The organism is Thalassobacillus devorans MSP14, from assembly GCF_000496835.1.
Classification (GTDB): domain Bacteria; phylum Bacillota; class Bacilli; order Bacillales; family Halobacillaceae; genus Thalassobacillus; species Thalassobacillus devorans_B.
Genome location: NZ_AWXW01000027.1, coordinates 21,809 through 47,286, shown reverse-complemented (window position 1 = coordinate 47,286; position 25,478 = coordinate 21,809). Strand labels below are relative to the sequence as shown.

The following is a 25,478-nucleotide window of genomic DNA, read 5'->3' as shown; positions in this document are numbered from 1 at the left end:
CACGATCACCTTCACTTAGGCTTTGGTTAAAATCTCATAACCTTCTTCAGTAATAACGATGGTATGTTCGAAGTGCGCACACATCTTACCATCTTGAGTGACGACCGTCCAATTATCTGCAAGTGTTTTGACATACCTTTTCCCTGCATTCACCATAGGCTCAACCGCTAATACCATACCAGGCTTCAACCTTGGCCCTTTGTTTGGTGGACCATAATGAGGGATCTGTGGATCCTCATGAAGTTCCTGGCCAACTCCGTGTCCTACATACTCACGGACAATAGAGTATCCTAACGACTCAACATAACTTTGAATGGCATGCGATATATTTGAAAGGCGTACACCTGGTTTTGCTTCATCAAGCCCTTTGAACAAGGATGTTTCAGTAACTCTCAGCAAATCCTCTGTCTTTTCATCAATTTCACCGACTGGATAAGTCCAGGCAGAATCGCCATGATATCCTTTGTATTTAGCACCGATGTCAATGCTGATGATATCTCCTTCATTCAATTTCCGGTCCCCCGGAATTCCATGAACAAGCTCTTCATTGACCGAGGCGCAAATACTACCACGGAAACCATTATACCCCTTAAAGGAAGGAATTGCATCCCTACTGCTGATGAACTCCTCTGCAATACGGTCCAATTCTCCAGTAGTGATACCTGGTTGAATGTGTTTTTTCAACTCTTGGTGCGTATGGGCGACAATATTGCCCGCTTCACGCATGATTTCAATTTCCCGTGGTGTCTTAGTGATGATCATTTAGATAAGCCTCCGAGCTTTGCATCGATGTCCTTGAATACTTGTTTGATATCCTGGTCACCTTCAATTGTTACTAAATAGCCTTTTTCCTTATAGAAGTCCAACATTGGTTGTGTTTGCTCAATATTTACGTCCAAACGTTTACGGACAGTTCCTGGCTGGTCATCTTCCCGTTGAATCAACTCAGAACCATCCTTGTCACATTTCCCTTCCACTTCGGGAGGGTTGTAGATGACGTGGTAAGTTGCACCACATGTCGGGCAAACACGTCTTCCTGTCAAACGTTCTACCAGTTGATCGGTCGGAACATCAATATGAAGAACATAATCTAATGATTCGTTCATATCTTTCAACAGATTTTCGAGGGCTTCGGCTTGAGCGATAGTTCTTGGAAAACCATCCAGCAAGAAACCTTTTTGACAATCATCTTTGCTAAGACGTTCACGAACAATTCCGATAGTAACCTCATCCGGAACCAATTCGCCTTTGTCCATGAATGATTTTGCTTCTTTACCTAATGCTGTTCCTTCTTTGATAGCTAAACGGAACATATCTCCAGTTGAGATATGAGGGATGTTATATTTTTCGACTATCTTTTCAGCCTGAGTGCCCTTGCCGGCACCAGGAAGACCCATCAGAATTAAATTCAACTTATTCCCCTCGCTCTCATGTTGTCATCCATATGCAATCACAATCACGCAGGATGTTTATTTGATAAAACCTTTATAGTGACGTTTCACTAATTGACTTTCCAGCTGTTTCATCATTTCAAGGGCAACCCCTACGACGATGAGTAAGCTGGTACCACCAATTTGGATGCTAGGTGGCAGGTTTGCCAATGACCCAAGTATGATCGGCAGAATCGATACGGCAGCAAGGAAAATCGAGCCTACGAAAGTAAGACGATACATTACTCGTGTCAAATAAGTTTCAGTATTATGTCCTGGCCGGATGCCAGGAACATATCCGCCTTGCTTCTTCAAGTTTTCTGCCATTTGTTCAGGGTTGACTTGAACAAAAGTATAGAAGTACGTGAAGGCAATGATCAAAGCAACATAAATGACCATTCCAGGCCAGTTTTGATAGTTGAAAATATATTCAATCGTGCTTGCAACTTCACTTCCTTCAAAGAATCCAGCAATAGTACGCGGAGCGATGATAAAGGAAATTGCAAAAATGACCGGGATTACCCCAGCCGCATTCACTTTAATCGGCAAATGCGTAGAGTGACCACCTACAGGTGAACGGTTTACAAGGCGTTTGGCATATTGGACTGGAATTTTACGTAGTGCCTGTTGAATGAAGATGACTCCTACTACAACAGCTACGATTACTAGTAGAATGATTGCCATGATTACGATGTTGATAAACAATTGTTCACCAGGATCAGCAAGGTACTTATCATACAACTGATTCACACCTTGGGGAATAGCAGCTACGATACCCGCAAAAATCAGGATGGAAATCCCGTTTCCAACTCCGTTGGCAGTGATTTGTTCCCCAAGCCACATCAAGAATGCCGTACCGCCGGTCAGTACCAACGCAATAACAAGGAACTTACCTACTCCAGGGTTCTGGATTAACTGCCCCTGCGTCATAGCGTTGAATCCGATCGACATTCCGATCGCCTGAATAAATGCCAGAACGATGGTTCCATAACGGGTGAACTGAGCCAATTTCCGGCGGCCCACTTCCCCTTGCTTCTTCCATTCCGCAAACTTAGGAACTACATCCATCTGCAATAATTGCATGATGATGGAAGCAGTAATGTAGGGCATGATCCCCATAGCAAAAATGGAAAAGTTCTGTAACGCACCGCCCCCGAAAGTATTCAGGAACCCGAAGGCATTCTGTTCATCCATAAAATTAATGGCGTTTTTATCCGTGAATGGGACAGGGATAAAAGTACCAAAACGGAATACAATCAACATCAATAGTGTGAATATGATTTTTTGCCGAATATCACCCACGCGCATAAAATTGGAGATTGTCCGGAACATTAAATCACCTCAGTTTGACCGCCCGCTGCTTCAATTGCTTCTTTAGCTGAAGCAGAGAACTTGTGAGCTTTTACTGTAAGTTTTTTCTCGATTGATCCGTTACCAAGAATCTTGATACCAGCTTTTTCATTACTTACCACGCCAGTTTCAAGTAAAAGCTCAGGAGTAACCTCTGTGCCTTCATCAAAGCGATTAAGTGCATCAAGGTTTACGATAGCGAGTTCCTTACGATGGATGTTAGTGAATCCACGCTTAGGAAGACGTTGGAACAATGGCATTTGTCCACCTTCGAACCCTGGACGAGTACCACCGCCGGAACGAGCTTTTTGTCCTTTATGACCACGTCCGGAAGTTTTACCATTCCCTGTAGCCATTCCGCGTCCGACACGGTTACGTTCTTTACGAGCACCTTTTGATGGCTTCAATTCATGTAGTTTCATGCGAGCACCTCCTCTTTGCGCTTAATGTTTATTCTACTTCTTTAACTGCAACCAAGTGGGATACTTTGTTGACCATTCCACGATTAGACGGAGTGTCTTCTAGTACCACTGATTGACGAATTTTATTCAAGCCAAGTGTTTTGACAGTTAGACGTTGGTCTTCAGGTCTGCCGATCACACTGCGCGTGAGGGTAACTTCCAACTTTTTAGCCATGTTATTTCCCTCCTTATCCTAACAGTTCTTCTACAGACTTTCCACGTAGTTTAGCTACATCTTCCGCACGCTTAAGCTCGTTCAGGCCGCTGATTGTTGCACGTACCATGTTGATTGGTGTGTTGGATCCCAGTGATTTAGACAGGATATCGCCTACACCTGCAAGCTCAAGTACGGCACGGACAGGGCCGCCAGCGATTACTCCGGTACCTTCTGCAGCCGGCTTCAATAGAATGTTTCCAGCGCCGAATTGTCCATGGATTTCATGTGGAATAGTCGTACCAACGACTGGTACACTGATCAAGTTTTTCTTCGCATCGTCAATCGCCTTTTTGATCGCTTCTGGTACCTCTTGGGCTTTACCAGTACCGAATCCGACGTGACCATTTTTATCACCTACAACAACCAATGCCGCAAAGCGGAAACGACGTCCACCTTTAACTACCTTTGCTACACGGTTTACTGTTACCACGCGTTCTTCTAGATCTAGTTTACTAGGGTCGATATTTGTTCGCATATATGTCCCTCCTTTAACGATTAAAATTCAAGGCCGGCTTCACGAGCGGCTTCTGCTAATGCTTTTACACGTCCATGATATAAGTAACCGCCACGGTCAAATACGACGTTCTTATATCCATTTTCTTGTGCACGTTGTGCAATCAATTCTCCGACTTTCTTAGCAGCTTCCACGTTTCCAGTGCTTTCAACTTCGACACCGTTATCGTTGGTAGAAGCACTAGCTACAGTCACCTGGTTCACATCATCGATCAATTGAGCGTAGATGTGCTTGTTAGAGCGATATACGTTCAAACGTGGGCGTGCAGCAGTTCCAGAAATGCTGCGACGTACACGAGCATGTCTTTTCTTCCGTGTCACATTTTTATCAGGCTTAGTGATCATCAAGGTCACTCCTTTCTGTTGCTTACTTGCCCTTACTTAGCAGTTTTACCTTCTTTACGACGTACATATTCGCCTTCATAACGGATACCTTTACCTTTGTAAGGCTCTGGCGGACGAATCGCACGAATGTTGGCAGCTACAGCTCCAACCAATTCCTTATCGATACCTTTCACTACAACCTTGGTGTTGGAAGGAACATCGATTTCAATACCATCGCGCTGTTCTACTTCTACAGGGTGGGAATAACCAGCATTGATAGTTACTTTGTTACCTTGTTTTGTCGCACGGTAACCTACCCCGATGATTTCAAGACTTTTTTCGTAACCTTTGGATACTCCTTCAACCATGTTTCCGATCAGGCTGCGAGTTGTTCCATGAAGGGCACGATGTTCTTTACTTTCGCTTGGACGCTCTACTGTAAGAACATTATCTTCGAGTTTGATTGTCATATCCTGATGGAACGTTTGAGTAAGTTCCCCTTTAGGACCTTTCACTGTAACCGTGTTGTTGTTATTTTTAACCTCAACACCTTCTGGAAGTTCTAATGATTTAAAACCTACGCGAGACATAACTTTGCACCTCCTGTCTTCTATATAAGATTACCAGATATAGGCAAGCACTTCGCCGCCAATAGCCTGCTCACGTGCTTCTTTATCGGTCAATACACCTTTTGATGTGGAAACGATAGCTACACCTAAACCATTCAATACTTTAGGCAGCTCTTCTGCTTTTGCGTAAACACGCAATCCTGGTTTACTGATGCGTTTCAGTCCAGTAATAACACGTTCGTCGTTTTGTCCGTATTTCAGGAAAATACGTAGCATTCCTTGATGATTGTCTTCTACATATTCAAAATCACGTACAAAACCTTCACGTTTAAGGATATCAGCGATCTCCTTCTTCAAGTTTGAAGCTGGAAGCTCCAACTTCTCATGGCGAACCATGTTGGCATTACGAATACGTGTCAGCATATCTGCAATCGGATCTGTCATTGTCATAACTTGTTACCTCCTTCCCTATCGGGCTCTTTACCAGCTAGCTTTTTTGACGCCAGGAATTTGTCCTTTATATGCAAGTTCACGGAAGCAAATACGGCAAAGTTTGAATTTGCGTAGTACGGAATGAGGACGTCCACAACGCTCACAACGTGTATATTCCTGAACTTTATATTTCTGTGGTCGCTTTTGTTTCGCGATCATTGATTTTTTAGCCACAATTTTCCCTCCTTTGTTAGCTCATTATTTTTGAAACGGCATGCCAAACTGAGCTAAGAGTTCACGCGCTTCTTCATCAGTGTTCGCTGTAGTTACTACAACGATATCCATTCCACGCACTTTGTTGACTTTATCATAATTAATCTCTGGGAAAATCAATTGTTCTTTTACGCCAAGCGTGTAGTTTCCTCGGCCGTCGAATGCTTTCTTAGAGATACCACGGAAGTCACGTACACGTGGCAGGGAAACAGCAATCAACTTTTGCAAGAATTCATACATGCGCTCACCGCGAAGTGTGACTTTCGCGCCGATTGGCATTCCTTCACGAAGGCGGAAGCCAGCGATTGATTTCTTCGCGCGTGTCACCATTGGTTTTTGACCAGTGATAAGTGATAATTCTTCAACAGCAGTATCCAAAGCTTTCGCATTTTGTACTGCATCACCTACACCCATGTTGACTACAATTTTCTCAACTTTAGGTGTTTGCATGATAGAGTCATAATTGAATTTTTCCATCAAAGATGGCACTACTTCTTCTTGATACTTTTTCTTTAGTTCGTTCATCGTATGGCCCTCCTTTCGTCGCTAATTAGTTACCTAACGTTTCACCAGACTTTTTAGCGATACGAACTTTCTTTCCGTTTTCTTCCTTATATCCAACGCGTGTTGGTTCGCCGGATTTCGGATCGATCGGCATCACATTAGATACATGGATAGGTGCTTCCTGGTTGAGGATTCCACCTTGTGGGTTATCTTGAGAAGGTTTCGCGTGTTTTTTAACCACGTTGATCCCTTCGACTAGTACACGTTCATTTTTCGGGTAAGCTTCAAGTACAGAGCCTTGCTTGCCTTTGTCCTTACCGGAAATGACCATTACCTTATCGCCTTTTTTCACATGCATGCTTGACGCACCTCCTTAACAACGCGATTCATTCTTTATAGTACTTCTGGAGCTAGAGATACGATTTTCATGAATTTTTCATCACGTAATTCACGAGCAACTGGACCGAAGATACGAGTTCCGCGTGGTCCTTTATCGTCACGAATGATTACGGCTGCGTTCTCATCAAATCGAATGTAAGAACCATCTTTACGGCGAGCTCCGCTCTTAGAACGTACGATTACTGCTCTTACTACCTCACCTTTTTTAACAACGCCTCCTGGTGTTGCTTGTTTTACCGTAGCAACGATGACGTCACCGATGTTGGCAGTCTTACGTCCGGAACCACCTAACACTTTGATTGCCTGGATTTCACGAGCACCAGAGTTGTCTGCGACTTTTAAACGACTCTCTTGTTGGATCATATCGTTGTAACCTCCCTTCGGAATCCTTCCGAGCGAACTTTAATTAGATAATTACTGACTCTTCAACGATTTCAACCAAACGGAAACGCTTTGTAGCTGATAGCGGGCGAGTTTCCATAATACGTACGATATCGCCGTTTTTAGCTTGGTTGTTTTCGTCATGTGTTTTGAACTTCTTGGAGTATTTGACACGCTTGCCATAAAGCTGGTGGAATTTATACGTTTCAACCATTACCGTAATGGTTTTGTCCATCTTGTCAGATACTACACGACCAGTGTAAACCTTACGATTGTTACGTTCACTCATGTGAGGGTAACCTCCTCTCAACTATTAGTTATTTACGCCTAGCTCTCTTTCGCGAACAACGGTCTTCATTTTTGCAATGGACTTGCGAACTTGACGGATACGTGCTGTGTTCTCAAGTTGACCTGTTGCCAGCTGGAAACGTAGGTTGAAAAGTTCTTCTTTTAAAGATTTAACTTTTTGTTCAATTTCGGCAGTGGTTAATTCTCTGATTTCATTAGCCTTCATTGATTTCACCACCAATTTCTTCACGTTTTACGAATTTAGTCTTGATCGGCAGTTTGTGAGAAGCAAGGCGCAACGCTTCGCGTGCTACTTCTTCTGATACACCTGCGATTTCAAACATGATTTTCCCAGGTTTTACTACTGCAACCCATCCTTCTGGAGCACCTTTACCGGAACCCATGCGGACCTCTAGGGGTTTAGCAGTATAAGGTTTGTCAGGGAAGATTTTAATCCAAACCTTACCGCCACGCTTCATGTAACGAGTCATCGCGATACGCGCTGCCTCGATTTGACGGCTAGTAATCCATGCAGGCTCTACAGCTTGCAAACCATATTCACCGAATGCTACTGAAGTTCCGCCTTTTGCACGGCCTTTCAAACTAGTACGGTGTTGACGACGATACTTGACACGTTTAGGCATTAACATAATGCTTTTCCCCCTTCCTTAGTTGTTGTTTTTAGTTGGAAGGACTTCTCCACGATAGATCCACACTTTAACACCAAGCTTACCGTATGTGGTGTCTGCTTCTGCAGTTCCGTAATCGATATCTGCACGAAGTGTGTGTAGTGGAACGGTACCTTCACTATAATGTTCTGCACGAGCGATGTCTGCGCCGCCAAGACGTCCGGATACTTGTGTACGGATACCTTTAGCACCTGCGCGCATAGCACGTTGGATTGTTTGTTTTTGAGCACGACGGAAAGAAATACGGTTTTCCAATTGACGTGCGATATTTTCAGCAACCAATGTTGCATTCAAGTCAGCTTTTTTAACTTCTACAATGTTAATGTGAACTCGCTTGCCAGTAAGGTTGTTCAATGACTTACGAAGTGCTTCCACTTCAGAGCCGCCCTTACCGATAACCATACCAGGCTTAGCTGTGTGGATGGTGATGTTCACGCGGTTTGCTGCACGTTCAATTTCGATCGTTGATACTGCAGCATCCTTCAGACGTTGTTCAACATATTCACGAATCTTAATGTCTTCATGTAGTAAGTCTGCATAGTCTTTACCAGCGTACCACTTGGATTCCCAATCGCGGATGACGCCTACACGAAGACCTACCGGATTAACTTTTTGACCCACTGATTATCCCTCCTTCTTTTCTGATACGACAACTGTAATATGGCTGGTGCGTTTGTTGATTTGGCTTGCACGTCCCATTGCGCGTGGGCGGAAACGTTTCATTGTTACACCTTCGTTTACAAACGCCTCAGAAATATATAAGTTTTCTGGATCTAGTTCATAGTTATGCTCTGCGTTAGCGATAGCAGATTTCAATACTTTTTCTACAACCGGAGAAGCGCCACGACGAGTATTATTTAAAATACCGATCGCTTCGCCAACGTTTTTTCCTCGAATCAAATCGATAACAATACGAACTTTACGAGGAGCAATACGAACGGTTTTTGCAACGGCTTTAGCTTGCATGTAGAGTGCCTCCTCTCATTTAGCGTTTTGTTTTCTTATCGTCGCCGGAGTGACCCTTGAACGTACGGGATGGCGCGAATTCGCCAAGCTTATGACCTACCATGTCTTCTGTAACGTAGACTGGTACGTGCTTACGTCCATCATAAACTGCGATTGTGTGTCCGACAAAATTAGGGAAAATAGTAGAACGACGTGACCAGGTTTTAACCACTTGCTTTTTGTCGTCTTCATTCAATTTCTCAACTTTTTTCATTAAATGGTCATCTACGAAAGGTCCCTTTTTTAGGCTGCGACCCATACATAAACCTCCCTTCGTGATTGAGAGACGGGTTTCATCCCCCGTCGATCAACCCCGTTATTTTTTACGTTTACGTACAATATACTTATCTGTAGGTTTGTTACGCTTACGAGTCTTAAGACCAAGCGTAGGTTTACCCCATGGAGACATTGGTGACTTACGTCCGATTGGCGCGCGTCCTTCACCACCACCGTGTGGGTGATCACTAGGGTTCATAACAGAACCACGTACTGTAGGGCGCTTGCCTAGGTGACGGGAACGTCCTGCTTTACCAATGTTGATCAGTTCATGCTGCAGGTTACCTACCTGGCCGATAGTCGCACGGCAAGTGCTTAGAACCAAACGAACTTCACCAGAAGTCAAACGTACAAGTGTGTACTTATCTTCGCGGCCTAGCACTTGAGCCTGCGCACCGGCAGAGCGTGCCATTTGGCCGCCGCGTCCTGGTTTAAGCTCAATGTTGTGGATGATTGTACCAACCGGGATGTCTTTCAATTGAAGTGCGTTACCAGCTTTGATGTCAGCACCTTCACCAGACATGATTTCATTACCTACTTGCAATCCTTTTGGAGCAAGGATGTAACGCTTTTCACCATCTACATAGTGGATTAAAGCAATGTTAGCGGAACGGTTTGGATCGTATTCGATTGTAGCAACGCGTCCTGGTATTCCATCTTTGTCACGCTTAAAGTCGATGATACGGTATTGACGCTTATGACCGCCGCCTTGATGACGAACTGTTAATTTACCTTGGTTGTTACGGCCGCCGCGTTTGTGCAACGGTGATAGCAAGGATTTTTCTGGCTTATCGGTTGTGATTTCAGCAAAATCAGAACCAGTCATAAATCTGCGACCATTCGTGGTTGGTCTGTATTTTTTAATCGCCATCGTTTTTCCCTCCTTCACTAATGAGTTTTTATTTATACACCTTCAAAGAATTCTAGTTCTTTACTATCTTCAGTCAAAGTGACAACTGCTTTCTTACGGTCAGAACGGTAGCCACCATATCGACCCATACGCTTGAACTTACCTTTAAGGTTCAACGTGTTGACACGCTCAACCTTCACATCGAAGATTTCCTCTACGGCATGCTTGATTTGTGTCTTGTTCGCTTTGGTATCTACTTCAAACGTATATTTCTTTTCTCCCATAAGGTCAGCAGAGTGTTCCGTAATGACAGGGCGCTTAATGATATCACGAGCGTCTTTCATTATGCAAGCACCTCCCCTGCTTTGTCAGCTGCTTCCTTCGTCAGGATCAGCTTGTCATGCGCCAACAAATCCAATACATTCAACTGATCGACAGTTACTGTCTTAGCGTTAGGAATGTTGTTTGTTGAACGAGTTACGTTTTCATCTTCATCCGCTGTGACGATCAACGCTTTTGTGTTGACATCCAGAGCTTTAAGGATGTTGACTGCTTCTTTAGTCTTTGGAGCATCGAAAGAAAGAGACTCTAACACTACTACGTTTTCTTCATTAATTTTAGAAGAAAGAGCAGAACGAAGTGCTAGACGGCGTACTTTCTTTGGAAGCTTATAGCTGTAGCTGCGTGGTGTAGGACCGAATACAGTTCCACCGCCAACCCATTGCGGGGAACGGATAGACCCTTGACGTGCACGCCCTGTACCTTTTTGACGCCATGGTTTACGGCCTCCGCCACTCACTTCTGAACGATTCTTGACTTTGTGTGTGCCTTGACGCAAAGATGCGCGTTGCATAACTACTGCTTCATGTAGTACGTGTGTATTTGGCTCAATACCGAACACGGCATCGTTCAATTCCACATCGCCTACCTGAGAGCCACTTTGGTTTAATAGTGCTACTTTAGGCATGACTAATCCTCCCTTCCTTTAATTATTTGCTAGCCTTGATTGCACTTGAAATTTTAACGTAAGATTTTTTCGGGCCAGGTACATTACCTTTGATAAGCAACAAGTTGCGATCTACGTCCACTTGTACTACTTCAAGATTTTGCAATGTCACTTGCTCATTACCCATTTGACCAGGAAGGTTTTTACCTTTGAATACACGCATTGGATCAATTACACCCATTGCCCCTGGACGACGGTGATAACGAGAGCCGTGTGTCATTGGTCCGCGGGATTGGTTGTGACGCTTAATTGCACCTTGGAAACCTTTACCCTTGGATGTTCCAGTGACATCAATGATGTCTCCAGCTTCGAAAATATCTACCTTAACTTCTTGACCTACTTCATAATCGTCAAGATTTACATTACGGATTTCACGAACGTAGCGCTTAGGGGTGGTGTTTGCTTTATCAGCATGTCCTTGCCCAGCTTTGTTCACGCGATTCTTCTTTTGATCAGCAAAGCCCAATTGCAGGGATTCATAACCGTCGTTTTCCATTGTCTTCTTTTGAAGAACAACGTTCGGCTCGGCTTGAACCACTGTAACTGGGATCAACTCGCCGTTTTCAGAGAAAACCTGAGTCATGCCGACTTTGCGTCCTAAGATTCCTTTCGCCATCCGTTACACCTCCTATTAATTTAAAAGTTTCTATTATAGTTTGATTTCGATATCTACACCAGACGGCAGATCTAAACGCATTAGTGAATCTACAGTTTGTGGTGTTGGATTAATGATGTCGATTAGACGTTTGTGTGTGCGCATTTCGAATTGCTCACGAGCATCTTTGTACTTATGCACCGCACGCAAAACTGTGTAAATGCTCTTTTCTGTCGGAAGCGGGATTGGACCAGATACATTAGCACCTGAACGCTTCGCAGTGTCCACGATTTTTTCAGCGGATTGATCAAGAATACGATGATCATACGCTTTTAAACGAATACGAATCTTCTCTTTTGCCATTATTTTCCCTCCTTTTCGCCCATTTTTTAAAATAGACTTTCTCCGCGAAAATTCCTCGACTCACCCGCCATGGCAAAGGGGCCGGGTGTGCCAACAACCTTTCGCTTCATCGCCTTTTATGACCAACATTATTCATTATATAGAAGAATATTGGCGAATGCAAGCATAAATTCAACGAATCTATGAAGCAACACTCAAATCATTATACTAACATCTTTTACTCATTTCAACCCTTACTGCCAGTATGCTTCAAATTCTTCGTAAGTAATACTTGGAAAGGAGTTTTTGACGAGTTTCTTCTATATAATAATAAAGCAATTATTGACGGAGAAAAGTGCCGCCGTGATATGCTTATTCAACAATAGGGCCGGATTATGGAAGACTTGATTTCGAGATATTGATGGAGGTAAGGGGCTGCGGGAAACGATTCGCTTTCCGTGGGCGTGTGCTGAGTCTCCTCAGGCTTCGCCTTGCGGGGCCTCATCTATCACTCAGCTCCCACAGGAGTCTCACCGTTTCCCTACGCCCCTTGTCATGGGAAGTTCTCGAAATCAGCCTAAGAAAACTGCCCTGTGATTGAAGATTTTAGTGCCTTTACCTCCTGTGTAAAATGCCTCAAGATGAAGGTTTCAGCTTCATTCTTTCTATTTTTGGAGGGGCCGTTTATTATACAAATGGCTGGATGGGAAGGGAAACGGCGAGACTCCCGCGGGAGAAGGGGCTAGGCAAGATCCCACAGGGCTTTAGCCCGAGGAAGCTTGCCAGGTCCCCCGCAGGAAAGAAATAAATGCGTAATCGCCTTGGGAGACACGACACGCATAAGCAGAACAGCAAAAGGGAAGTGTTCTTTCTTCCCGTTGATGGACTGCTTATGTCGCGAGTGTCTAGGCGATGCAGCTGGAAAGCGAGTTGTTTCCCGGACCATTCCATTCCGCCATGGTAACGGCCCCAACCATCTCGAAACTGAGTCTTCAGCAATTGGGAGCTTAAATGGAATATTCATTATGAGGTATAACAAAGTATAAGCGTTTAAGAGTTTTCGATCATCACTAAACGCAAAAAAGACAGCGATGCTAAGATCGCTGTCTTTTTATAGTTAATGTCGTTATTACTCAGTGATTTCAGCAACAACGCCGGCGCCTACTGTACGGCCACCTTCACGGATAGAGAACTTAGTTCCATCTTCGATAGCGATTGGAGAAATAAGTTCAACTGTCATTTCAACGTTGTCCCCAGGCATTACCATCTCTACTCCTTCAGGCAACTGGCAAACACCAGTTACGTCAGTAGTACGGAAGTAGAACTGTGGGCGATAGTTAGTGAAGAATGGAGTGTGACGTCCACCTTCTTCTTTAGATAGTACATAAACTTCTGCACGGAACTTCGTGTGTGGAGTGATAGAACCTGGCTTAGCAAGTACTTGACCACGGTTGATGTCTTCACGGGATACACCACGAAGTAGCGCACCGATATTGTCACCAGCTTCTGCATAGTCAAGAAGCTTACGGAACATTTCTACACCAGTTACAGTTGTTTTCTTAGCTTCTGGCATTAGTCCGATGATTTCGATTTCGTCACCGACTTTAACTTGACCACGTTCTACACGGCCAGTTGCAACTGTACCACGACCAGTGATAGAGAATACGTCCTCTACTGGCATCATGAATGGCTTGTCAGTGTCACGCTCAGGAGTTGGGATGTACTCATCAACAGCATCCATTAGTTCGAAGATTTTAGCTTCGTACTCGTCGTCGCCTTCAAGGGCTTTAAGAGCAGAACCTTTGATTACTGGTACATCATCACCAGGGAATTCATATTCAGTCAATAGATCGCGAACTTCCATTTCTACTAGTTCAAGAAGCTCTTCGTCGTCTACCATGTCTGTTTTGTTTAGGAATACTACGATCGCAGGTACACCTACTTGACGAGAAAGAAGGATGTGCTCACGAGTTTGTGGCATTGGACCGTCAGCTGCAGATACAACCAGGATGGCACCGTCCATTTGCGCAGCACCAGTGATCATGTTTTTAACATAGTCAGCGTGACCTGGGCAGTCAACGTGTGCATAGTGACGAGTGTCAGTTTCATACTCAACGTGTGCAGTAGCGATTGTGATACCACGCTCACGCTCTTCTGGAGCACCGTCAATCATGTCATAAGCCATTGCAGTACCTGAACCGGATTTCTTGTGAAGTACTGTAGTGATTGCTGCAGTTAGAGTTGTTTTACCATGGTCAACGTGTCCAATAGTACCAATGTTGACGTGGGACTTGGAACGATCAAATTTTTCTTTACCCATTTATAGTTCCTCCTTTAAATAAATAACAAATTGTTATGGTTTAACTTTTTTATAGGAAGCTCAGAAGCAACATGCTGCTGCCTCTAAGCTTACAATATAATTTATACTTTATCTAGTCAATAAAATCAATTACTGACCGGCATTTTTCTTGATGATTTCATCAGAAATGCTCTTCGGTACTTCTTCATAATGGTCAAAATGCATGGAGTAAGTTCCACGACCTTGTGTGTTGGAACGCAACGCTGTTGCATAACCGAACATTTCAGATAGTGGTACGAATGCTTTAACCACTTGAGCTGAACCGCGAGCTTCCATTCCTTCTACACGGCCACGACGGGAAGTGACGTCACCCATGATATCACCCATGTATTCTTCAGGAATGACAACTTCTACTTTCATCAACGGCTCAAGAAGAACTGGCTTACACTTGTTCTTAGCTTCTTTAAGTGCCATGGAAGCGGCAACTTTAAACGCCATCTCGTTGGAGTCGACATCGTGGTAAGAACCATCATAAAGTGTTGCTTTGATGTCTACCATCGGATATCCGGCTAATACACCGTTTTCCAAGGATTCTTTAATCCCTTGTTCTACGGATGGGATGTATTCACGCGGAACAACACCACCGACAATTTTATTTTCAAATTCAAAGCCTGCACCTTCTTCGTTTGGCTCGAATTTGACCCAAACGTGACCGTATTGTCCACGTCCACCAGACTGACGTACGAATTTACCTTCGACTTCAGCGCTTCCGCGGAATGTTTCGCGGTAGGCAACCTGTGGAGCACCGATATTAGCATCAACTTTGAATTCGCGGCGGAGACGATCGACGATGATGTCAAGGTGAAGTTCACCCATACCTTTAATGATCGTTTGACCAGTTTCGGTATCTGTCTCAGTTACGAAAGTCGGATCTTCTTCTGCCAGCTTACCAAGGGCAACAGCCATTTTATCCTGGTCTGCCTTTGATTTTGGTTCAATTGCAACGGAGATAACAGGCTCAGGGAATTCCATAGACTCAAGGATTACCAGACTCTTCTCGTCACACAATGTGTCACCAGTACCAGTATCCTTCAGACCTACAGCACCCGCGATATCCCCTGCATATACTTCAGAGATCTCTTCACGAGAGTTTGCGTGCATCTGCAGGATACGACCTACACGCTCACGCTTATCTTTCGTAGAGTTCTTCACGTATGAACCAGCTTTCAAAGTTCCGGAATATACCCGGAAGAAAGTAAGCTTACCTACATACGGGTCTGTTGCAACCTTAAACGCCAAGGCGGAGAAAGGCTCTTTGTCATCCGCTTTACGGACAACTTCTTCTTCTGTTTGTGGTACATGACCTTCAATTGGAGGTACATCTAATGGTGATGGAAGGTAATCAATAACTCCATCAATCAATAGCTGGACACCTTTGTTTTTGAAAGCAGAACCACAGAATACAGGGTAGAATTCCACACTCAATGTTGCTTGGCGGATAGCTGATCTCAATTCATCATTAGTGACTTCTTCCCCTTCGAGGAATTTCATCATTAAGTCTTCATCAAAATCTGCTACAGCTTCAATCAACTTGCTGCGGTACTCTTCCGCTTGTTCTTTATGGCTGTCAGGAATTTCACGAGCTTCCGCACGCGTACCCAAATCATCCATATAGTAGTATGCTTCCATCGTAATCAAGTCGATGATTCCTTCGAATTCATCTTCTGCACCGATTGGAAGCTGGACAGCTGCTGCATTCGCTCCAAGACGATCTTTAAGGGTGCTTAAAGAGTAAAGGAAATCTGCACCTATTTTGTCCATTTTGTTTACGAATACGATACGCGGAACGCCGTATGTCGTAGCCTGGCGCCATACTGTTTCTGTTTGAGGCTCAACACCTGATTGAGCATCAAGGACGGCTACAGATCCATCAAGTACACGAAGGGAACGCTCAACTTCTACTGTGAAGTCCACGTGTCCTGGTGTATCAATGATGTTGATACGATGACCTTTCCATTGAGCAGTGGTTGCTGCGGATGTAATGGTGATACCGCGCTCTTGCTCCTGCTCCATCCAGTCCATTTGGGAAGCACCTTCGTGAGTTTCCCCAATTTTATGGATACGTCCTGTATAGAAAAGGATACGCTCAGTAGCAGTTGTCTTACCGGCGTCAATGTGAGCCATGACACCGATATTACGTGTTTTCTCCAAGGAGAATTCTCTAGGCATGAATCTTTCTCCTTCCTGAATATAAGTTTTGTAGTTGGTTTGGCATTACCAGCGATAGTGAGCGAATGCTTTGTTCGCTTCTGCCATTTTGTGCATATCTTCGCGTTTTTTGACAGATGCACCTGTGTTGTTTGCTGCATCTAACACTTCATTAGCCAGGCGCTCTTCCATCGTTTTTTCTCCGCGCAGGCGAGAGTAATTAACGATGAAACGCAACCCAAGTGCTTGACGACGTTCTGGACGTACCTCAACTGGTACCTGGTAGTTTGAACCACCAACACGACGAGCGCGCACCTCAAGTACTGGCATAACATTTTTCATTGCTTGTTCGAAAACTTCCATAGGGTCATTACCGCTACGTTCCTGAACAAGATCAAAAGCTTTATAAAGAATCTTCTGGGCTTTACCGCGTTGTCCGTCAACCATGATCTGGTTGATCAAACGAGTAACAAGTTTAGATTTGTAAAGCGGATCTGGTAACACATCACGCTTAGCTACTGGACCTTTACGTGGCATATGTCCCCCTCCTTCCATGATGAATTTTATAATCAAGCCACTCTTTGGCTATTATTTTTTAGGGCGCTTTGTTCCGTACTTGGAACGGCCTTGCATACGTCCTTCGACTCCTGCAGTATCAAGCGCACCACGAACGATATGATAACGTACACCAGGTAAGTCCTTTACACGTCCGCCGCGGATAAGAACAACACTGTGCTCTTGCAGGTTGTGGCCTATACCAGGAATGTATGCAGTAACTTCGATACCGTTAGTCAAACGTACACGCGCATATTTACGCAATGCAGAGTTTGGTTTTTTCGGCGTCATTGTACCAACACGAGTACATACTCCACGTTTTTGCGGAGAAGACAGGTCTGTCAATGATTTTTTGAAGCTGTTGTAACCTTTATTCAACGCAGGAGAGTCGGATTTACGACCCTTGCTCACGCGTCCTTTACGAACTAATTGGTTAATAGTAGGCATGTTTTATGTCCTCCCTTCCTCACTTTTTCAATACCACACATCCAGGTGGTTCATAATAAGGCAAAAAACAAAGCTTTCGCGATTGACCGCCAAAACTTTATTGCTTTATCGCCACTGTAGCTGCACCGACATCAATGTCGCAGGCTTCGCCTAGTTTTTTCATAGAATCAACCCGCTGGCAGGGAATGTTCAATTCTTCGGCCAGGCGCATAACTTTTTCTGTCACGTGCCGATCAGCATCATCAGCTACGAAGACTTCTTCCACTCCACCATTTTTCATGGCTTTTAGTGTCTGTTTCGTTCCAATAACGATATTAGAATTAGCCTGTGCTACTTTTTCATAAGACATTTAAGCATATCCTCCAAAGTAACAAGGATAAATGGAAGCACCTTGATTATATTATCACTCCCGATTATGCATGTCAACATTATTCGAGGTGATTTTTTCAAGGGGCTCCCTGATTATTTACCCAAGTTATTTGCTAACTTTGTATTTATTGAGTCAATTGATCCAATTCAGCCTGACCGGGGTTTTCCCCTTCTCTATCAGCCTGGATTTTACGGTAGCGAGTCATGCCGGTACCAGCTGGTACTAGCTTACCGATGATGACATTCTCTTTAAGTCCGAGTAGTTCATCACGCTTACCTTTGATTGCTGCATCTGTAAGAACGCGTGTCGTTTCCTGGAAGGAAGCAGCAGATAAGAAGGAATCTGTTTCAAGCGATGCCTTCGTGATACCAAGCAGAACCGGACGGCCGACTGCCGGCTGTCCACCTTCCAGCAATGCTTTTTGGTTCGCATCGCGGAATTGATGAATTTCAAGCAGTGAACCAGGTAATACTTCCGTATCACCAGAATCAAGAACACGGATTTTGCGAAGCATTTGACGAACCATAACTTCGACGTGTTTATCTCCGATTTCAACCCCTTGCATGCGGTAGACTTTCTGAACTTCTTTCAGGAGATATTCCTGAACGCCATCAAGACCGCTGATGGTTAAGAGTTCTTTCGGATCAACAGAACCTTCCGTAAGTTCCTGACCGGCAGAAACCTGATCGCCGACTGCCACTTTCATACGGGCACCATATGGGGCAGTATACGTACGAGTCTCTACATCGCCTTGTACGACAATCTCCTGTTTTTCCTTGACCTCATTGACTTCCTGGACTGTGCCATAAATTTCAGAAACAACGGCACGCCCTTTAGGGTTACGGGCTTCGAACAATTCCTGGATACGAGGAAGACCTTGTGTAATATCGTCTCCTGCAACACCGCCTGTATGGAACGTACGCATGGTAAGCTGTGTACCTGGTTCGCCAATGGACTGGGCAGCGATGATTCCGACTGCTTCCCCAACTTCCACTTCGTCACCAGTAGCCAGGTTACGACCGTAACACTTCTTACAAACCCCATGCTTCGTATTACAAGTGAAGGCTGTACGGATGACCATTTCTTCGATGCCAGCTTCGATAATATCTTTTGCGGCATCTTCAGAAATGACTTCATTACGTGTAGCAAGCACTTCGTCTGTTTCTGGGTGACGTACCGTCTGGTAGGACGTACGCCCGATCAAACGATCAATCAATGGTTCGATTAATTCTGTACCTTCTGTCAAGGAGCTGACTGTCAGTCCTCTGTCTGTACCACAATCGTCTTCACGAATGATAACATCCTGGGCAACATCAACCAGACGACGAGTCAAGTAACCGGAGTCGGCTGTTTTCAATGCGGTATCCGCAAGACCTTTACGAGCACCGTGAGTGGAAATAAAGTACTCGAGTACGGTCAAACCTTCACGGAAACTGGATTTGATCGGTAACTCAATGATTCGTCCAGCCGGGTTGGCCATTAGACCTCGCATACCCGCAAGCTGGGTGAAGTTAGATGCGTTACCACGAGCACCAGAGTCACTCATCATAAAGATCGGGTTACGTGGATTCAAGGATTTCATCAAGCGCTCCTGAATATCATCCTTGGCTTTAGACCAAACTTCAATGACGCGGTCGTAACGTTCTTCTTCGGTAATCAAACCACGACGGAATTGTTTCAAGACTTTATCCACTTTCGACTGGGCTTCATCTAAAATTTTCTGCTTTTCTGGTAATACGACAACATCGGAGACACCGACCGTCATACCAGCTTTTGTAGAATAAGAGAAACCTAAGTCTTTCATACGGTCCAACATTTTGGAAGTTTCACTGATCGAGAACAGTTTAAATACCTGCGCGATGATATCTCCAAGGATACCTTTTTTGAACGGAAGTATTTGTTCGCGTTTCGCTATTTCCTCTTTGATGTTGGTACCTTTTTCTACAAAGTAATGCTCCGGAGTCTTGATTTCCAGGTTCTCCTGTGTTGGTTCATTCATATATGGGAATGAAGCTGGGAGCATTTCGTTAAATATCAATTTACCTACAGTCGTCAACAACAATTGTTGATTCTGCTTTTCTGTAAAGGTTTCATTATCTAAGGAACCTGCGTAAACTGCTACGCGTGTATGCAGATGCACATAGCCGGTCTGATATGCAAGCAGTGCTTCATTCAAGTCTTTGAAGACCATGCCTTCACCGACTGCACCAGGGCGTTCCATAGTCAGGTAATAGTTACCCAATACCATGTCCTGTGATGGTGTAACAACAGGCTTACCATCCTTAGGGTTCAGGATGTTTTGTGCTGCAAGCATCAGGATTCGTGCTTCAGCTTGAGCTTCAGCAGATAATGGTACGTGTACCGCCATCTGGTCACCGTCAAAGTCGGCGTTATAGGCTGTACATACTAACGGGTGCAAGCGGATCGCTCTTCCTTCGACCAGTACTGGTTCGAAAGCTTGAATACCAAGACGGTGCAACGTAGGGGCACGGTTCAATAAGACCGGATGCTCCTTGATTACATCTTCGAGTACGTCCCATACCTCTGGGTGGATACGTTCGATTTTCCGTTTAGCAGACTTAATGTTGTGAGCTAATCCACGTTCTACCAATTCTTTCATAACAAATGGTTTGAATAGTTCAAGTGCCATTTCTTTTGGAAGACCACACTGGTACATCTTCAGGTTAGGTCCAACTACGATAACCGAACGACCGGAATAGTCGACACGCTTACCGAGCAAGTTCTGACGGAAACGTCCTTGCTTCCCTTTCAACATATGAGAGAGGGATTTCAATGGACGGTTACCGGGACCAGTTACCGGTCTGCCACGTCTGCCGTTATCAATCAAAGCATCGACGGCTTCTTGCAGCATCCGTTTTTCGTTTTGAACAATGATGCTTGGAGCACCAAGATCCAATAGTCGCTTCAAACGGTTGTTACGGTTGATGACACGACGGTACAGATCGTTAAGGTCAGATGTCGCAAAACGTCCACCATCCAACTGTACCATCGGACGAAGTTCCGGTGGAATAACAGGTAAAACATCAAGAATCATCCAGGATGGGTCATTTCCGGAGTGACGGAATGCTTCCAAAACTTCCAGACGCTTGATTGCACGTGTGCGACGTTGCCCCTGGGCAGTCTTCAGCTCTTCTTTCAGCATATCTACTTCTTTATCAAGGTTGATATCTGAAAGCAACTTACGGATAGCTTCCGCCCCCATTTGGGCTCCGAAGTTTTTACCGTATTTTTCACGATACGCACGGTATTCCTTTTCTGATAACAGCTGCTTTTTATCAAGAGCCGTTTCACCCGGATCTGTCACAATGTAAGCGGCAAAGTAGATAACTTCTTCCAATGCACGCGGAGACATATCCAAAACAAGACCCATACGGCTTGGAATTCCTTTGAAATACCAGATGTGAGAGACAGGGGCAGCTAGTTCAAGGTGCCCCATACGCTCACGACGGACTTTAGCTTTCGTCACTTCTACTCCACAACGGTCGCAAACCACACCTTTGTAGCGTACACGTTTGTACTTTCCGCAATGGCATTCCCAGTCCTTTGTAGGACCGAAAATGCGCTCGCAGAACAGGCCGTCTTTTTCCGGTTTCAGCGTACGATAGTTAATCGTTTCCGGTTTCTTGACCTCACCGAATGACCAAGAACGTATCTTATCCGGTGATGCCAAGCCTATTTTCATATACTCAAAATTATTTACATCTAGCAAGGGGCCTACCTCCCTTTTAGTATCCAGGTTTCCCTAAGCTTAGAACATCAGGACTGTTGCTAAGAGTTTTTATTCTTCCGGATCGAGATTCAGGTTTTCAGAAGCTTTCGTTTCTTCTTCTTCAATATCTCTCATTTCGATCTCTGATTCGTCACCTGCCAGAATCTTCACGTCCATACCCAAGCTTTGCAGCTCTTTAATAAGAACTTTGAAGGATTCTGGTACACCAGGTTCTGGAACATTTTCACCTTTGACGATAGCTTCATAAGTCTTGACACGACCGACAACATCATCCGATTTGACGGTAAGGATTTCTTGCAGGGTATATGCTGCACCGTAAGCTTCCAGTGCCCATACCTCCATCTCACCGAAACGCTGGCCGCCAAACTGTGCTTTACCACCTAATGGCTGTTGTGTAACCAAGGAGTAAGGTCCGGTGGAACGGGCGTGAAGTTTATCATCAACCATATGTGCCAGCTTAATCATATACATGACACCGACAGATATACGGTTATCGAAAGGTTCGCCTGTACGTCCATCATAAAGGATGGTCTTCGCATCACGCGGCATTCCAGCTTCTTCAAGTGTTTCCCAAACATCTTCTTCACGCGCACCGTCAAATACAGGTGTCGCAACTTTGATGCCGAGCTGACGAGCAGCCATTCCCAAATGCAATTCAAGCACCTGGCCGATATTCATACGGGAAGGAACACCGAGCGGGTTTAACATGACATCGACTGGTGTGCCATCTGGAAGGAATGGCATATCTTCTTCAGGCAAGATCTTGGATATGACACCTTTGTTACCATGTCGTCCGGCCATCTTGTCCCCTTCAGAGATTTTACGCTTTTGTACGATATAGACACGAACCAGCTGGTTGACACCAGGAGGAAGTTCGTCTCCGTCTTCACGGTTGAAGATTTTCACGTCTAATACAATACCACCTGCACCATGAGGTACACGAAGCGAGGTATCACGAACTTCACGGGCCTTTTCCCCGAAAATCGCATGTAACAGACGTTCTTCCGCAGATAATTCCGTTACCCCTTTTGGAGTTACTTTACCTACTAACAAATCACCATCGCTGACTTCGGCACCAACACGGATGATACCGCGGGAGTCTAAGTCTTTTAATGCTTCTTCTCCGACATTTGGAATGTCGCGTGTGATTTCTTCAGGTCCGAGCTTTGTATCACGAGCTTCTGACTCATACTCTTCAATATGAACAGAAGTATAAACATCATCTTTTACCAGGCGTTCACTCATGATGACCGCATCCTCGTAGTTGTAACCATCCCATGTCATAAATGCTACAAGCGGGTTCTGTCCTAAGGCCAGTTCCCCTTTATCCATGGAAGGTCCATCAGCAAGGATTTCACCCTTCGTCACACGGTCTCCTTTAGATACAATTGGGCGCTGGTTATAACAAGTTCCCTGGTTGGAACGAATGAATTTTTGCAGGCGGTAACGATCCAGGTCACCTTCTACTTCTTTACCATCAACTTCAGAGATGCGACGCACCTGGATTTCTTTCGCTTCCACACGTTCAACAATCCCCTCATGACGGTTGATGACTGCCGCACCAGAGTCTTTACCATTAACATATTCCATGCCGGTCCCGACAATTGGCGAATCCGGGTTCAATAGTGGTACTGCCTGACGCTGCATGTTCGCACCCATCAAGGAACGGTTGGAGTCATCATTTTCCAGGAACGGAATACATGCTGTCGCAGCAGAAACGACCTGTTTCGGTGATACGTCCATGTAATCAAGACGGTCGCGGCTGACCACAGTGTTTTCACCACGGAAACGGGCAATAACCTCGGCATCGGTGAAAGAGCCATCCTCTTCCAACTTAGCGTTTGCCTGGGCCACCACGTAGTTATCTTCTTCATCGGCAGTCAAGTAGTCGATTTGAGCAGTAACCTTGTTGGTATCCGGATCGACTCTACGGTAAGGCGTTTCAATAAAACCGAACTCATTTACTTTCGCATACGAGGAAAGTGAGTTGATCAGACCGATGTTTGGGCCTTCCGGCGTTTCAATCGGACACATACGCCCATAGTGGGAATAGTGTACGTCACGCACTTCAAAGCCGGCGCGCTCACGCGTCAGACCACCAGGTCCCAATGCAGACAGACGGCGTTTGTGCGTAAGCTCTGCTAATGGATTGGTCTGGTCCATAAATTGAGAAAGCTGTGAGCTTCCGAAAAACTCTTTAATTGACGCAATAACCGGACGGATATTGATCAACTGCTGCGGTGTAATCGAAGACGTATCCTGGATAGACATACGTTCGCGTACTACACGCTCCATGCGGGATAACCCGATACGGAATTGGTTTTGCAGCAGCTCACCGACCGAACGTAAGCGACGGTTCCCCAGATGGTCAATATCATCGGTATCCCCAACCTGGTGAAGCAAGTTGAAGAAATAGCTGATGGATGAAAGAATGTCAGCAGGAGTGATGTTTTTGACATTTTTATCAATATTGGAATTGCCGATCACATTAATAGAACGTTCCCCTTCCGGGTCGGTAGGATCGACAATCTTGATGGATTGTACTTTAATCGGGTCTTCCAGCACCCCTTCATGAGGTTCCAGAATTTGTTCTCCAGTATTTTCATCCTGACCTTCCAGGTAAGGAAGTAGTTTGTTCAATAAACGGCGATCAATTTTGTCTCCTTTATCAGCTAGAACTTCACCAGTTTCTTCATCTACTAAAGTTTCCGCTAATGTTTGGTTGAACAAACGGTTTTTAATATGAAGCTTTTTGTTCATTTTATAACGGCCTACACGAGCCAGGTCATAACGCTTCGGATCAAAGAATCTGGAAACCAGTAAACTCTTCGCATTTTCCACTGTTGGCGGTTCACCAGGGCGAAGTCGTTCATAGATTTCAAGAAGCGCTTTTTCGCTATTCTCGGTATTGTCTTTTTCTAAAGTGTTTTTCAAATATTCATTGTCTCCGATAAGATCAATGATTTCCTGGTCTGTTCCAAAGCCGAGCGCACGCAAAAGAACCGTAATTGGCAGCTTCCGAGTACGATCGATACGAACGTGGACGACATCCTTTGCATCCGTTTCGAACTCTAACCATGCACCACGGTTTGGAATGACGGTGGCCGTATAGCCTTTTTTACCGTTTTTATCGATTTTTTTATTGAAATATACGCTTGGTGAGCGGACAAGCTGTGATACGATGACACGCTCTGCACCATTAATGACAAATGTACCTGTATCTGTCATCAATGGGAAATCACCCATGAATACTTCCTGCTCTTTTACTTCGCCTGTTTCATTATTCAACAAACGGACTTTCACACGCAAAGGAGCATTGTAGGTGACGTCTCTATCTTTCGATTCGTCTACAGGATATTTAGGCTCCCCTAAACTATAATCTACAAATTCCAGCGATAGATTACCGGTGAAATCCTCGATTGGAGAAATATCCTGAAACATTTCTTTCAGACCTTCCTCTAAAAACCACTCATAAGAAGCGGTCTGAATTTCAATCAAGTTAGGTAATTCTAGTACTTCACTGATGCGCGCATAACTTCTGCGTTGGCGGTGTCGTCCATACTGAACTAGTTGACCTGTCAACTGCTTCACCCCTCAAATCAAGCATTTTAATAATAAAAGCGGAAGTGTTACAGCCACCCGAAAAGCATTGAGCAGTAATTCTGTACTTCCCACTTTCAATCTTACGTAAAAAGGGTCCGGCAGACATGCCGAACAAGCTTATGGAAGCAGATGTCGACCACAAGCTGATTTATATAGTCACCCGCTGAAGCGGATGGGATCTAAAAACAAGAAACTTCATTTCTCTCTAACGTTAGACAAAAAAGAAATGTTCTTCTATTATAGAAAAAAACCGTATGTCACCCTGTTGTTTTCTGCGATTTTACCATTGTGAACCGTGTTCACTAAATTTATACATAAAACACGAAAAAAAACCTTGACAC

The 25,478-nt window shown here is 44.6% G+C and carries 31 protein-coding genes; all 31 read right to left on the bottom strand.

The annotated features are described in order from the left end of the window. Positions 1–15 precede the first annotated feature (15 nt). Entirely contained in the window at positions 16–762 is a 747-nt protein-coding gene (map, locus tag P855_RS0100275; RefSeq protein WP_028781734.1) for a type I methionyl aminopeptidase, read from the bottom strand. Continuing rightward, positions 759–1,412, bottom strand: coding sequence for an adenylate kinase (locus P855_RS0100270; protein WP_028781733.1), 654 nt, complete (start codon positions 1,410–1,412; stop codon positions 759–761). The genes map and P855_RS0100270 overlap by 4 nt, the downstream gene beginning before the upstream one ends. A gap of 57 nt (positions 1,413–1,469) precedes the next feature. Next, on the bottom strand, positions 1,470–2,762 hold the full coding sequence (gene secY, locus P855_RS0100265) for a preprotein translocase subunit SecY (RefSeq protein ID WP_028781732.1): 1,293 nt from the start codon (positions 2,760–2,762) through the stop codon (positions 1,470–1,472). Continuing rightward, entirely contained in the window at positions 2,762–3,202 is a 441-nt protein-coding gene (rplO, locus tag P855_RS0100260) for a 50S ribosomal protein L15 (RefSeq protein WP_028781731.1), read from the bottom strand. Before rplO ends, secY begins: the two co-directional genes overlap by 1 nt. Before the next feature lie 28 nt (positions 3,203–3,230). Further along, positions 3,231–3,416 carry a 50S ribosomal protein L30 gene (gene rpmD / locus P855_RS0100255; protein ID WP_028781730.1) on the bottom strand — a complete coding sequence of 62 codons (186 nt, stop codon included), beginning with the start codon at positions 3,414–3,416 and terminating at the stop codon, positions 3,231–3,233. Between the two features lie 13 nt (positions 3,417–3,429). Further along, positions 3,430–3,933: a 30S ribosomal protein S5 gene (rpsE, locus tag P855_RS0100250; RefSeq protein ID WP_028781729.1), complete on the bottom strand. Its 504-nt coding sequence runs from the start codon at positions 3,931–3,933 to the stop codon at positions 3,430–3,432. Positions 3,934–3,953: 20 nt separating this feature from the next. Beyond that, positions 3,954–4,316, bottom strand: a complete 363-nt coding sequence (gene rplR, locus P855_RS0100245; protein ID WP_028781728.1) for a 50S ribosomal protein L18 — start codon at positions 4,314–4,316, stop codon at positions 3,954–3,956. Positions 4,317–4,348: 32 nt separating this feature from the next. After that, complete coding sequence (gene rplF, locus P855_RS0100240) at positions 4,349–4,885, bottom strand: 50S ribosomal protein L6 (protein WP_028781727.1); 537 nt, start codon at positions 4,883–4,885, stop codon at positions 4,349–4,351. A gap of 30 nt (positions 4,886–4,915) precedes the next feature. Next, positions 4,916–5,314 carry a 30S ribosomal protein S8 gene (gene rpsH, locus P855_RS0100235; protein ID WP_028781726.1) on the bottom strand — a complete coding sequence of 133 codons (399 nt, stop codon included), beginning with the start codon at positions 5,312–5,314 and terminating at the stop codon, positions 4,916–4,918. A gap of 30 nt (positions 5,315–5,344) precedes the next feature. Further along, entirely contained in the window at positions 5,345–5,530 is a 186-nt protein-coding gene (locus tag P855_RS21650) for a type Z 30S ribosomal protein S14 (RefSeq protein ID WP_082411863.1), read from the bottom strand. Positions 5,531–5,554: 24 nt separating this feature from the next. Then, a complete protein-coding gene (gene rplE / locus P855_RS0100225) occupies positions 5,555–6,094 on the bottom strand; it encodes a 50S ribosomal protein L5 (RefSeq protein ID WP_028781725.1) in 540 nt (179 codons plus the stop codon). A 25-nt stretch (positions 6,095–6,119) separates the two neighbouring features. Further along, complete coding sequence (gene rplX / locus P855_RS0100220) at positions 6,120–6,431, bottom strand: 50S ribosomal protein L24 (RefSeq protein WP_028781724.1); 312 nt, start codon at positions 6,429–6,431, stop codon at positions 6,120–6,122. 35 nt (positions 6,432–6,466) lie between these two features. Beyond that, positions 6,467–6,835, bottom strand: coding sequence for a 50S ribosomal protein L14 (gene rplN, locus P855_RS0100215; protein WP_028781723.1), 369 nt, complete (start codon positions 6,833–6,835; stop codon positions 6,467–6,469). Positions 6,836–6,878: 43 nt separating this feature from the next. After that, positions 6,879–7,142 (bottom strand): 30S ribosomal protein S17, encoded by a 264-nt coding sequence (gene rpsQ, locus P855_RS0100210; RefSeq protein ID WP_028781722.1) that lies wholly within the window; start codon positions 7,140–7,142, stop codon positions 6,879–6,881. Positions 7,143–7,166: 24 nt separating this feature from the next. Further along, entirely contained in the window at positions 7,167–7,367 is a 201-nt protein-coding gene (gene rpmC, locus P855_RS0100205; RefSeq protein WP_028781721.1) for a 50S ribosomal protein L29, read from the bottom strand. Next, positions 7,357–7,791 carry a 50S ribosomal protein L16 gene (gene rplP, locus P855_RS0100200; protein WP_028781720.1) on the bottom strand — a complete coding sequence of 145 codons (435 nt, stop codon included), beginning with the start codon at positions 7,789–7,791 and terminating at the stop codon, positions 7,357–7,359. Before rplP ends, rpmC begins: the two co-directional genes overlap by 11 nt. A gap of 18 nt (positions 7,792–7,809) precedes the next feature. Beyond that, entirely contained in the window at positions 7,810–8,451 is a 642-nt protein-coding gene (rpsC, locus tag P855_RS0100195) for a 30S ribosomal protein S3 (protein ID WP_028781719.1), read from the bottom strand. Positions 8,452–8,454: 3 nt separating this feature from the next. Continuing rightward, on the bottom strand, positions 8,455–8,796 hold the full coding sequence (rplV, locus tag P855_RS0100190) for a 50S ribosomal protein L22 (RefSeq protein WP_028781718.1): 342 nt from the start codon (positions 8,794–8,796) through the stop codon (positions 8,455–8,457). A gap of 19 nt (positions 8,797–8,815) precedes the next feature. Beyond that, positions 8,816–9,094 (bottom strand): 30S ribosomal protein S19, encoded by a 279-nt coding sequence (gene rpsS, locus P855_RS0100185; protein WP_028781717.1) that lies wholly within the window; start codon positions 9,092–9,094, stop codon positions 8,816–8,818. A gap of 57 nt (positions 9,095–9,151) precedes the next feature. Next, positions 9,152–9,982: a 50S ribosomal protein L2 gene (gene rplB, locus P855_RS0100180; RefSeq protein WP_028781716.1), complete on the bottom strand. Its 831-nt coding sequence runs from the start codon at positions 9,980–9,982 to the stop codon at positions 9,152–9,154. A gap of 32 nt (positions 9,983–10,014) precedes the next feature. Beyond that, entirely contained in the window at positions 10,015–10,305 is a 291-nt protein-coding gene (rplW, locus tag P855_RS0100175; protein WP_028781715.1) for a 50S ribosomal protein L23, read from the bottom strand. Next, entirely contained in the window at positions 10,305–10,928 is a 624-nt protein-coding gene (gene rplD, locus P855_RS0100170; protein WP_028781714.1) for a 50S ribosomal protein L4, read from the bottom strand. The genes rplW and rplD overlap by 1 nt, the downstream gene beginning before the upstream one ends. Positions 10,929–10,950: 22 nt before the next feature. Beyond that, positions 10,951–11,583 (bottom strand): 50S ribosomal protein L3, encoded by a 633-nt coding sequence (rplC, locus tag P855_RS0100165; RefSeq protein WP_028781713.1) that lies wholly within the window; start codon positions 11,581–11,583, stop codon positions 10,951–10,953. 33 nt (positions 11,584–11,616) lie between these two features. After that, on the bottom strand, positions 11,617–11,925 hold the full coding sequence (rpsJ, locus tag P855_RS0100160) for a 30S ribosomal protein S10 (RefSeq protein ID WP_028781712.1): 309 nt from the start codon (positions 11,923–11,925) through the stop codon (positions 11,617–11,619). 1,108 nt (positions 11,926–13,033) lie between these two features. Then, a complete protein-coding gene (tuf, locus tag P855_RS0100155; RefSeq protein ID WP_028781711.1) occupies positions 13,034–14,224 on the bottom strand; it encodes an elongation factor Tu in 1,191 nt (396 codons plus the stop codon). 129 nt (positions 14,225–14,353) lie between these two features. Continuing rightward, positions 14,354–16,432 carry an elongation factor G gene (gene fusA / locus P855_RS0100150; protein ID WP_028781710.1) on the bottom strand — a complete coding sequence of 693 codons (2,079 nt, stop codon included), beginning with the start codon at positions 16,430–16,432 and terminating at the stop codon, positions 14,354–14,356. 45 nt (positions 16,433–16,477) lie between these two features. Continuing rightward, positions 16,478–16,948, bottom strand: a complete 471-nt coding sequence (rpsG, locus tag P855_RS0100145) for a 30S ribosomal protein S7 (protein WP_028781709.1) — start codon at positions 16,946–16,948, stop codon at positions 16,478–16,480. Positions 16,949–16,999: 51 nt separating this feature from the next. Beyond that, a complete protein-coding gene (gene rpsL / locus P855_RS0100140; protein WP_028781708.1) occupies positions 17,000–17,413 on the bottom strand; it encodes a 30S ribosomal protein S12 in 414 nt (137 codons plus the stop codon). A 97-nt stretch (positions 17,414–17,510) separates the two neighbouring features. Continuing rightward, entirely contained in the window at positions 17,511–17,762 is a 252-nt protein-coding gene (locus tag P855_RS0100135) for a 50S ribosomal protein L7ae-like protein (RefSeq protein WP_028781707.1), read from the bottom strand. Between the two features lie 145 nt (positions 17,763–17,907). Continuing rightward, positions 17,908–21,513: a DNA-directed RNA polymerase subunit beta' gene (gene rpoC, locus P855_RS0100130; RefSeq protein WP_028781706.1), complete on the bottom strand. Its 3,606-nt coding sequence runs from the start codon at positions 21,511–21,513 to the stop codon at positions 17,908–17,910. 69 nt (positions 21,514–21,582) lie between these two features. Next, on the bottom strand, positions 21,583–25,116 hold the full coding sequence (gene rpoB / locus P855_RS0100125) for a DNA-directed RNA polymerase subunit beta (protein WP_028781705.1): 3,534 nt from the start codon (positions 25,114–25,116) through the stop codon (positions 21,583–21,585). Positions 25,117–25,478 lie beyond the last annotated feature (362 nt).

Coding starts and splice junctions, on each gene's coding strand:
- map (WP_028781734.1), bottom strand. CDS start 762: ATGATCATCACTAAGACACCACGGGAAATTGAAATCATGCGTGAAGCG.
- secY (WP_028781732.1), bottom strand. CDS start 2,762: ATGTTCCGGACAATCTCCAATTTTATGCGCGTGGGTGATATTCGGCAA.
- rplO (WP_028781731.1), bottom strand. CDS start 3,202: ATGAAACTACATGAATTGAAGCCATCAAAAGGTGCTCGTAAAGAACGT.
- rpmD (WP_028781730.1), bottom strand. CDS start 3,416: ATGGCTAAAAAGTTGGAAGTTACCCTCACGCGCAGTGTGATCGGCAGA.
- rpsE (WP_028781729.1), bottom strand. CDS start 3,933: ATGCGAACAAATATCGACCCTAGTAAACTAGATCTAGAAGAACGCGTG.
- rplR (WP_028781728.1), bottom strand. CDS start 4,316: ATGATCACTAAGCCTGATAAAAATGTGACACGGAAGAAAAGACATGCT.
- rplF (WP_028781727.1), bottom strand. CDS start 4,885: ATGTCTCGCGTAGGTTTTAAATCATTAGAACTTCCAGAAGGTGTTGAG.
- rpsH (WP_028781726.1), bottom strand. CDS start 5,314: ATGACAATGACAGATCCGATTGCAGATATGCTGACACGTATTCGTAAT.
- rplE (WP_028781725.1), bottom strand. CDS start 6,094: ATGAACGAACTAAAGAAAAAGTATCAAGAAGAAGTAGTGCCATCTTTG.
- rplX (WP_028781724.1), bottom strand. CDS start 6,431: ATGCATGTGAAAAAAGGCGATAAGGTAATGGTCATTTCCGGTAAGGAC.
- rplN (WP_028781723.1), bottom strand. CDS start 6,835: ATGATCCAACAAGAGAGTCGTTTAAAAGTCGCAGACAACTCTGGTGCT.
- rpsQ (WP_028781722.1), bottom strand. CDS start 7,142: ATGAGTGAACGTAACAATCGTAAGGTTTACACTGGTCGTGTAGTATCT.
- rpmC (WP_028781721.1), bottom strand. CDS start 7,367: ATGAAGGCTAATGAAATCAGAGAATTAACCACTGCCGAAATTGAACAA.
- rplP (WP_028781720.1), bottom strand. CDS start 7,791: ATGTTAATGCCTAAACGTGTCAAGTATCGTCGTCAACACCGTACTAGT.
- rplV (WP_028781718.1), bottom strand. CDS start 8,796: ATGCAAGCTAAAGCCGTTGCAAAAACCGTTCGTATTGCTCCTCGTAAA.
- rpsS (WP_028781717.1), bottom strand. CDS start 9,094: ATGGGTCGCAGCCTAAAAAAGGGACCTTTCGTAGATGACCATTTAATG.
- rplB (WP_028781716.1), bottom strand. CDS start 9,982: ATGGCGATTAAAAAATACAGACCAACCACGAATGGTCGCAGATTTATG.
- rplW (WP_028781715.1), bottom strand. CDS start 10,305: ATGAAAGACGCTCGTGATATCATTAAGCGCCCTGTCATTACGGAACAC.
- rplD (WP_028781714.1), bottom strand. CDS start 10,928: ATGCCTAAAGTAGCACTATTAAACCAAAGTGGCTCTCAGGTAGGCGAT.
- rplC (WP_028781713.1), bottom strand. CDS start 11,583: ATGGCGAAAGGAATCTTAGGACGCAAAGTCGGCATGACTCAGGTTTTC.
- rpsJ (WP_028781712.1), bottom strand. CDS start 11,925: ATGGCAAAAGAGAAGATTCGTATTCGTTTAAAAGCGTATGATCATCGT.
- tuf (WP_028781711.1), bottom strand. CDS start 14,224: ATGGGTAAAGAAAAATTTGATCGTTCCAAGTCCCACGTCAACATTGGT.
- fusA (WP_028781710.1), bottom strand. CDS start 16,432: ATGCCTAGAGAATTCTCCTTGGAGAAAACACGTAATATCGGTGTCATG.
- rpsG (WP_028781709.1), bottom strand. CDS start 16,948: ATGCCACGTAAAGGTCCAGTAGCTAAGCGTGATGTGTTACCAGATCCG.
- rpsL (WP_028781708.1), bottom strand. CDS start 17,413: ATGCCTACTATTAACCAATTAGTTCGTAAAGGACGCGTGAGCAAGGGT.
- P855_RS0100135 (WP_028781707.1), bottom strand. CDS start 17,762: ATGTCTTATGAAAAAGTAGCACAGGCTAATTCTAATATCGTTATTGGA.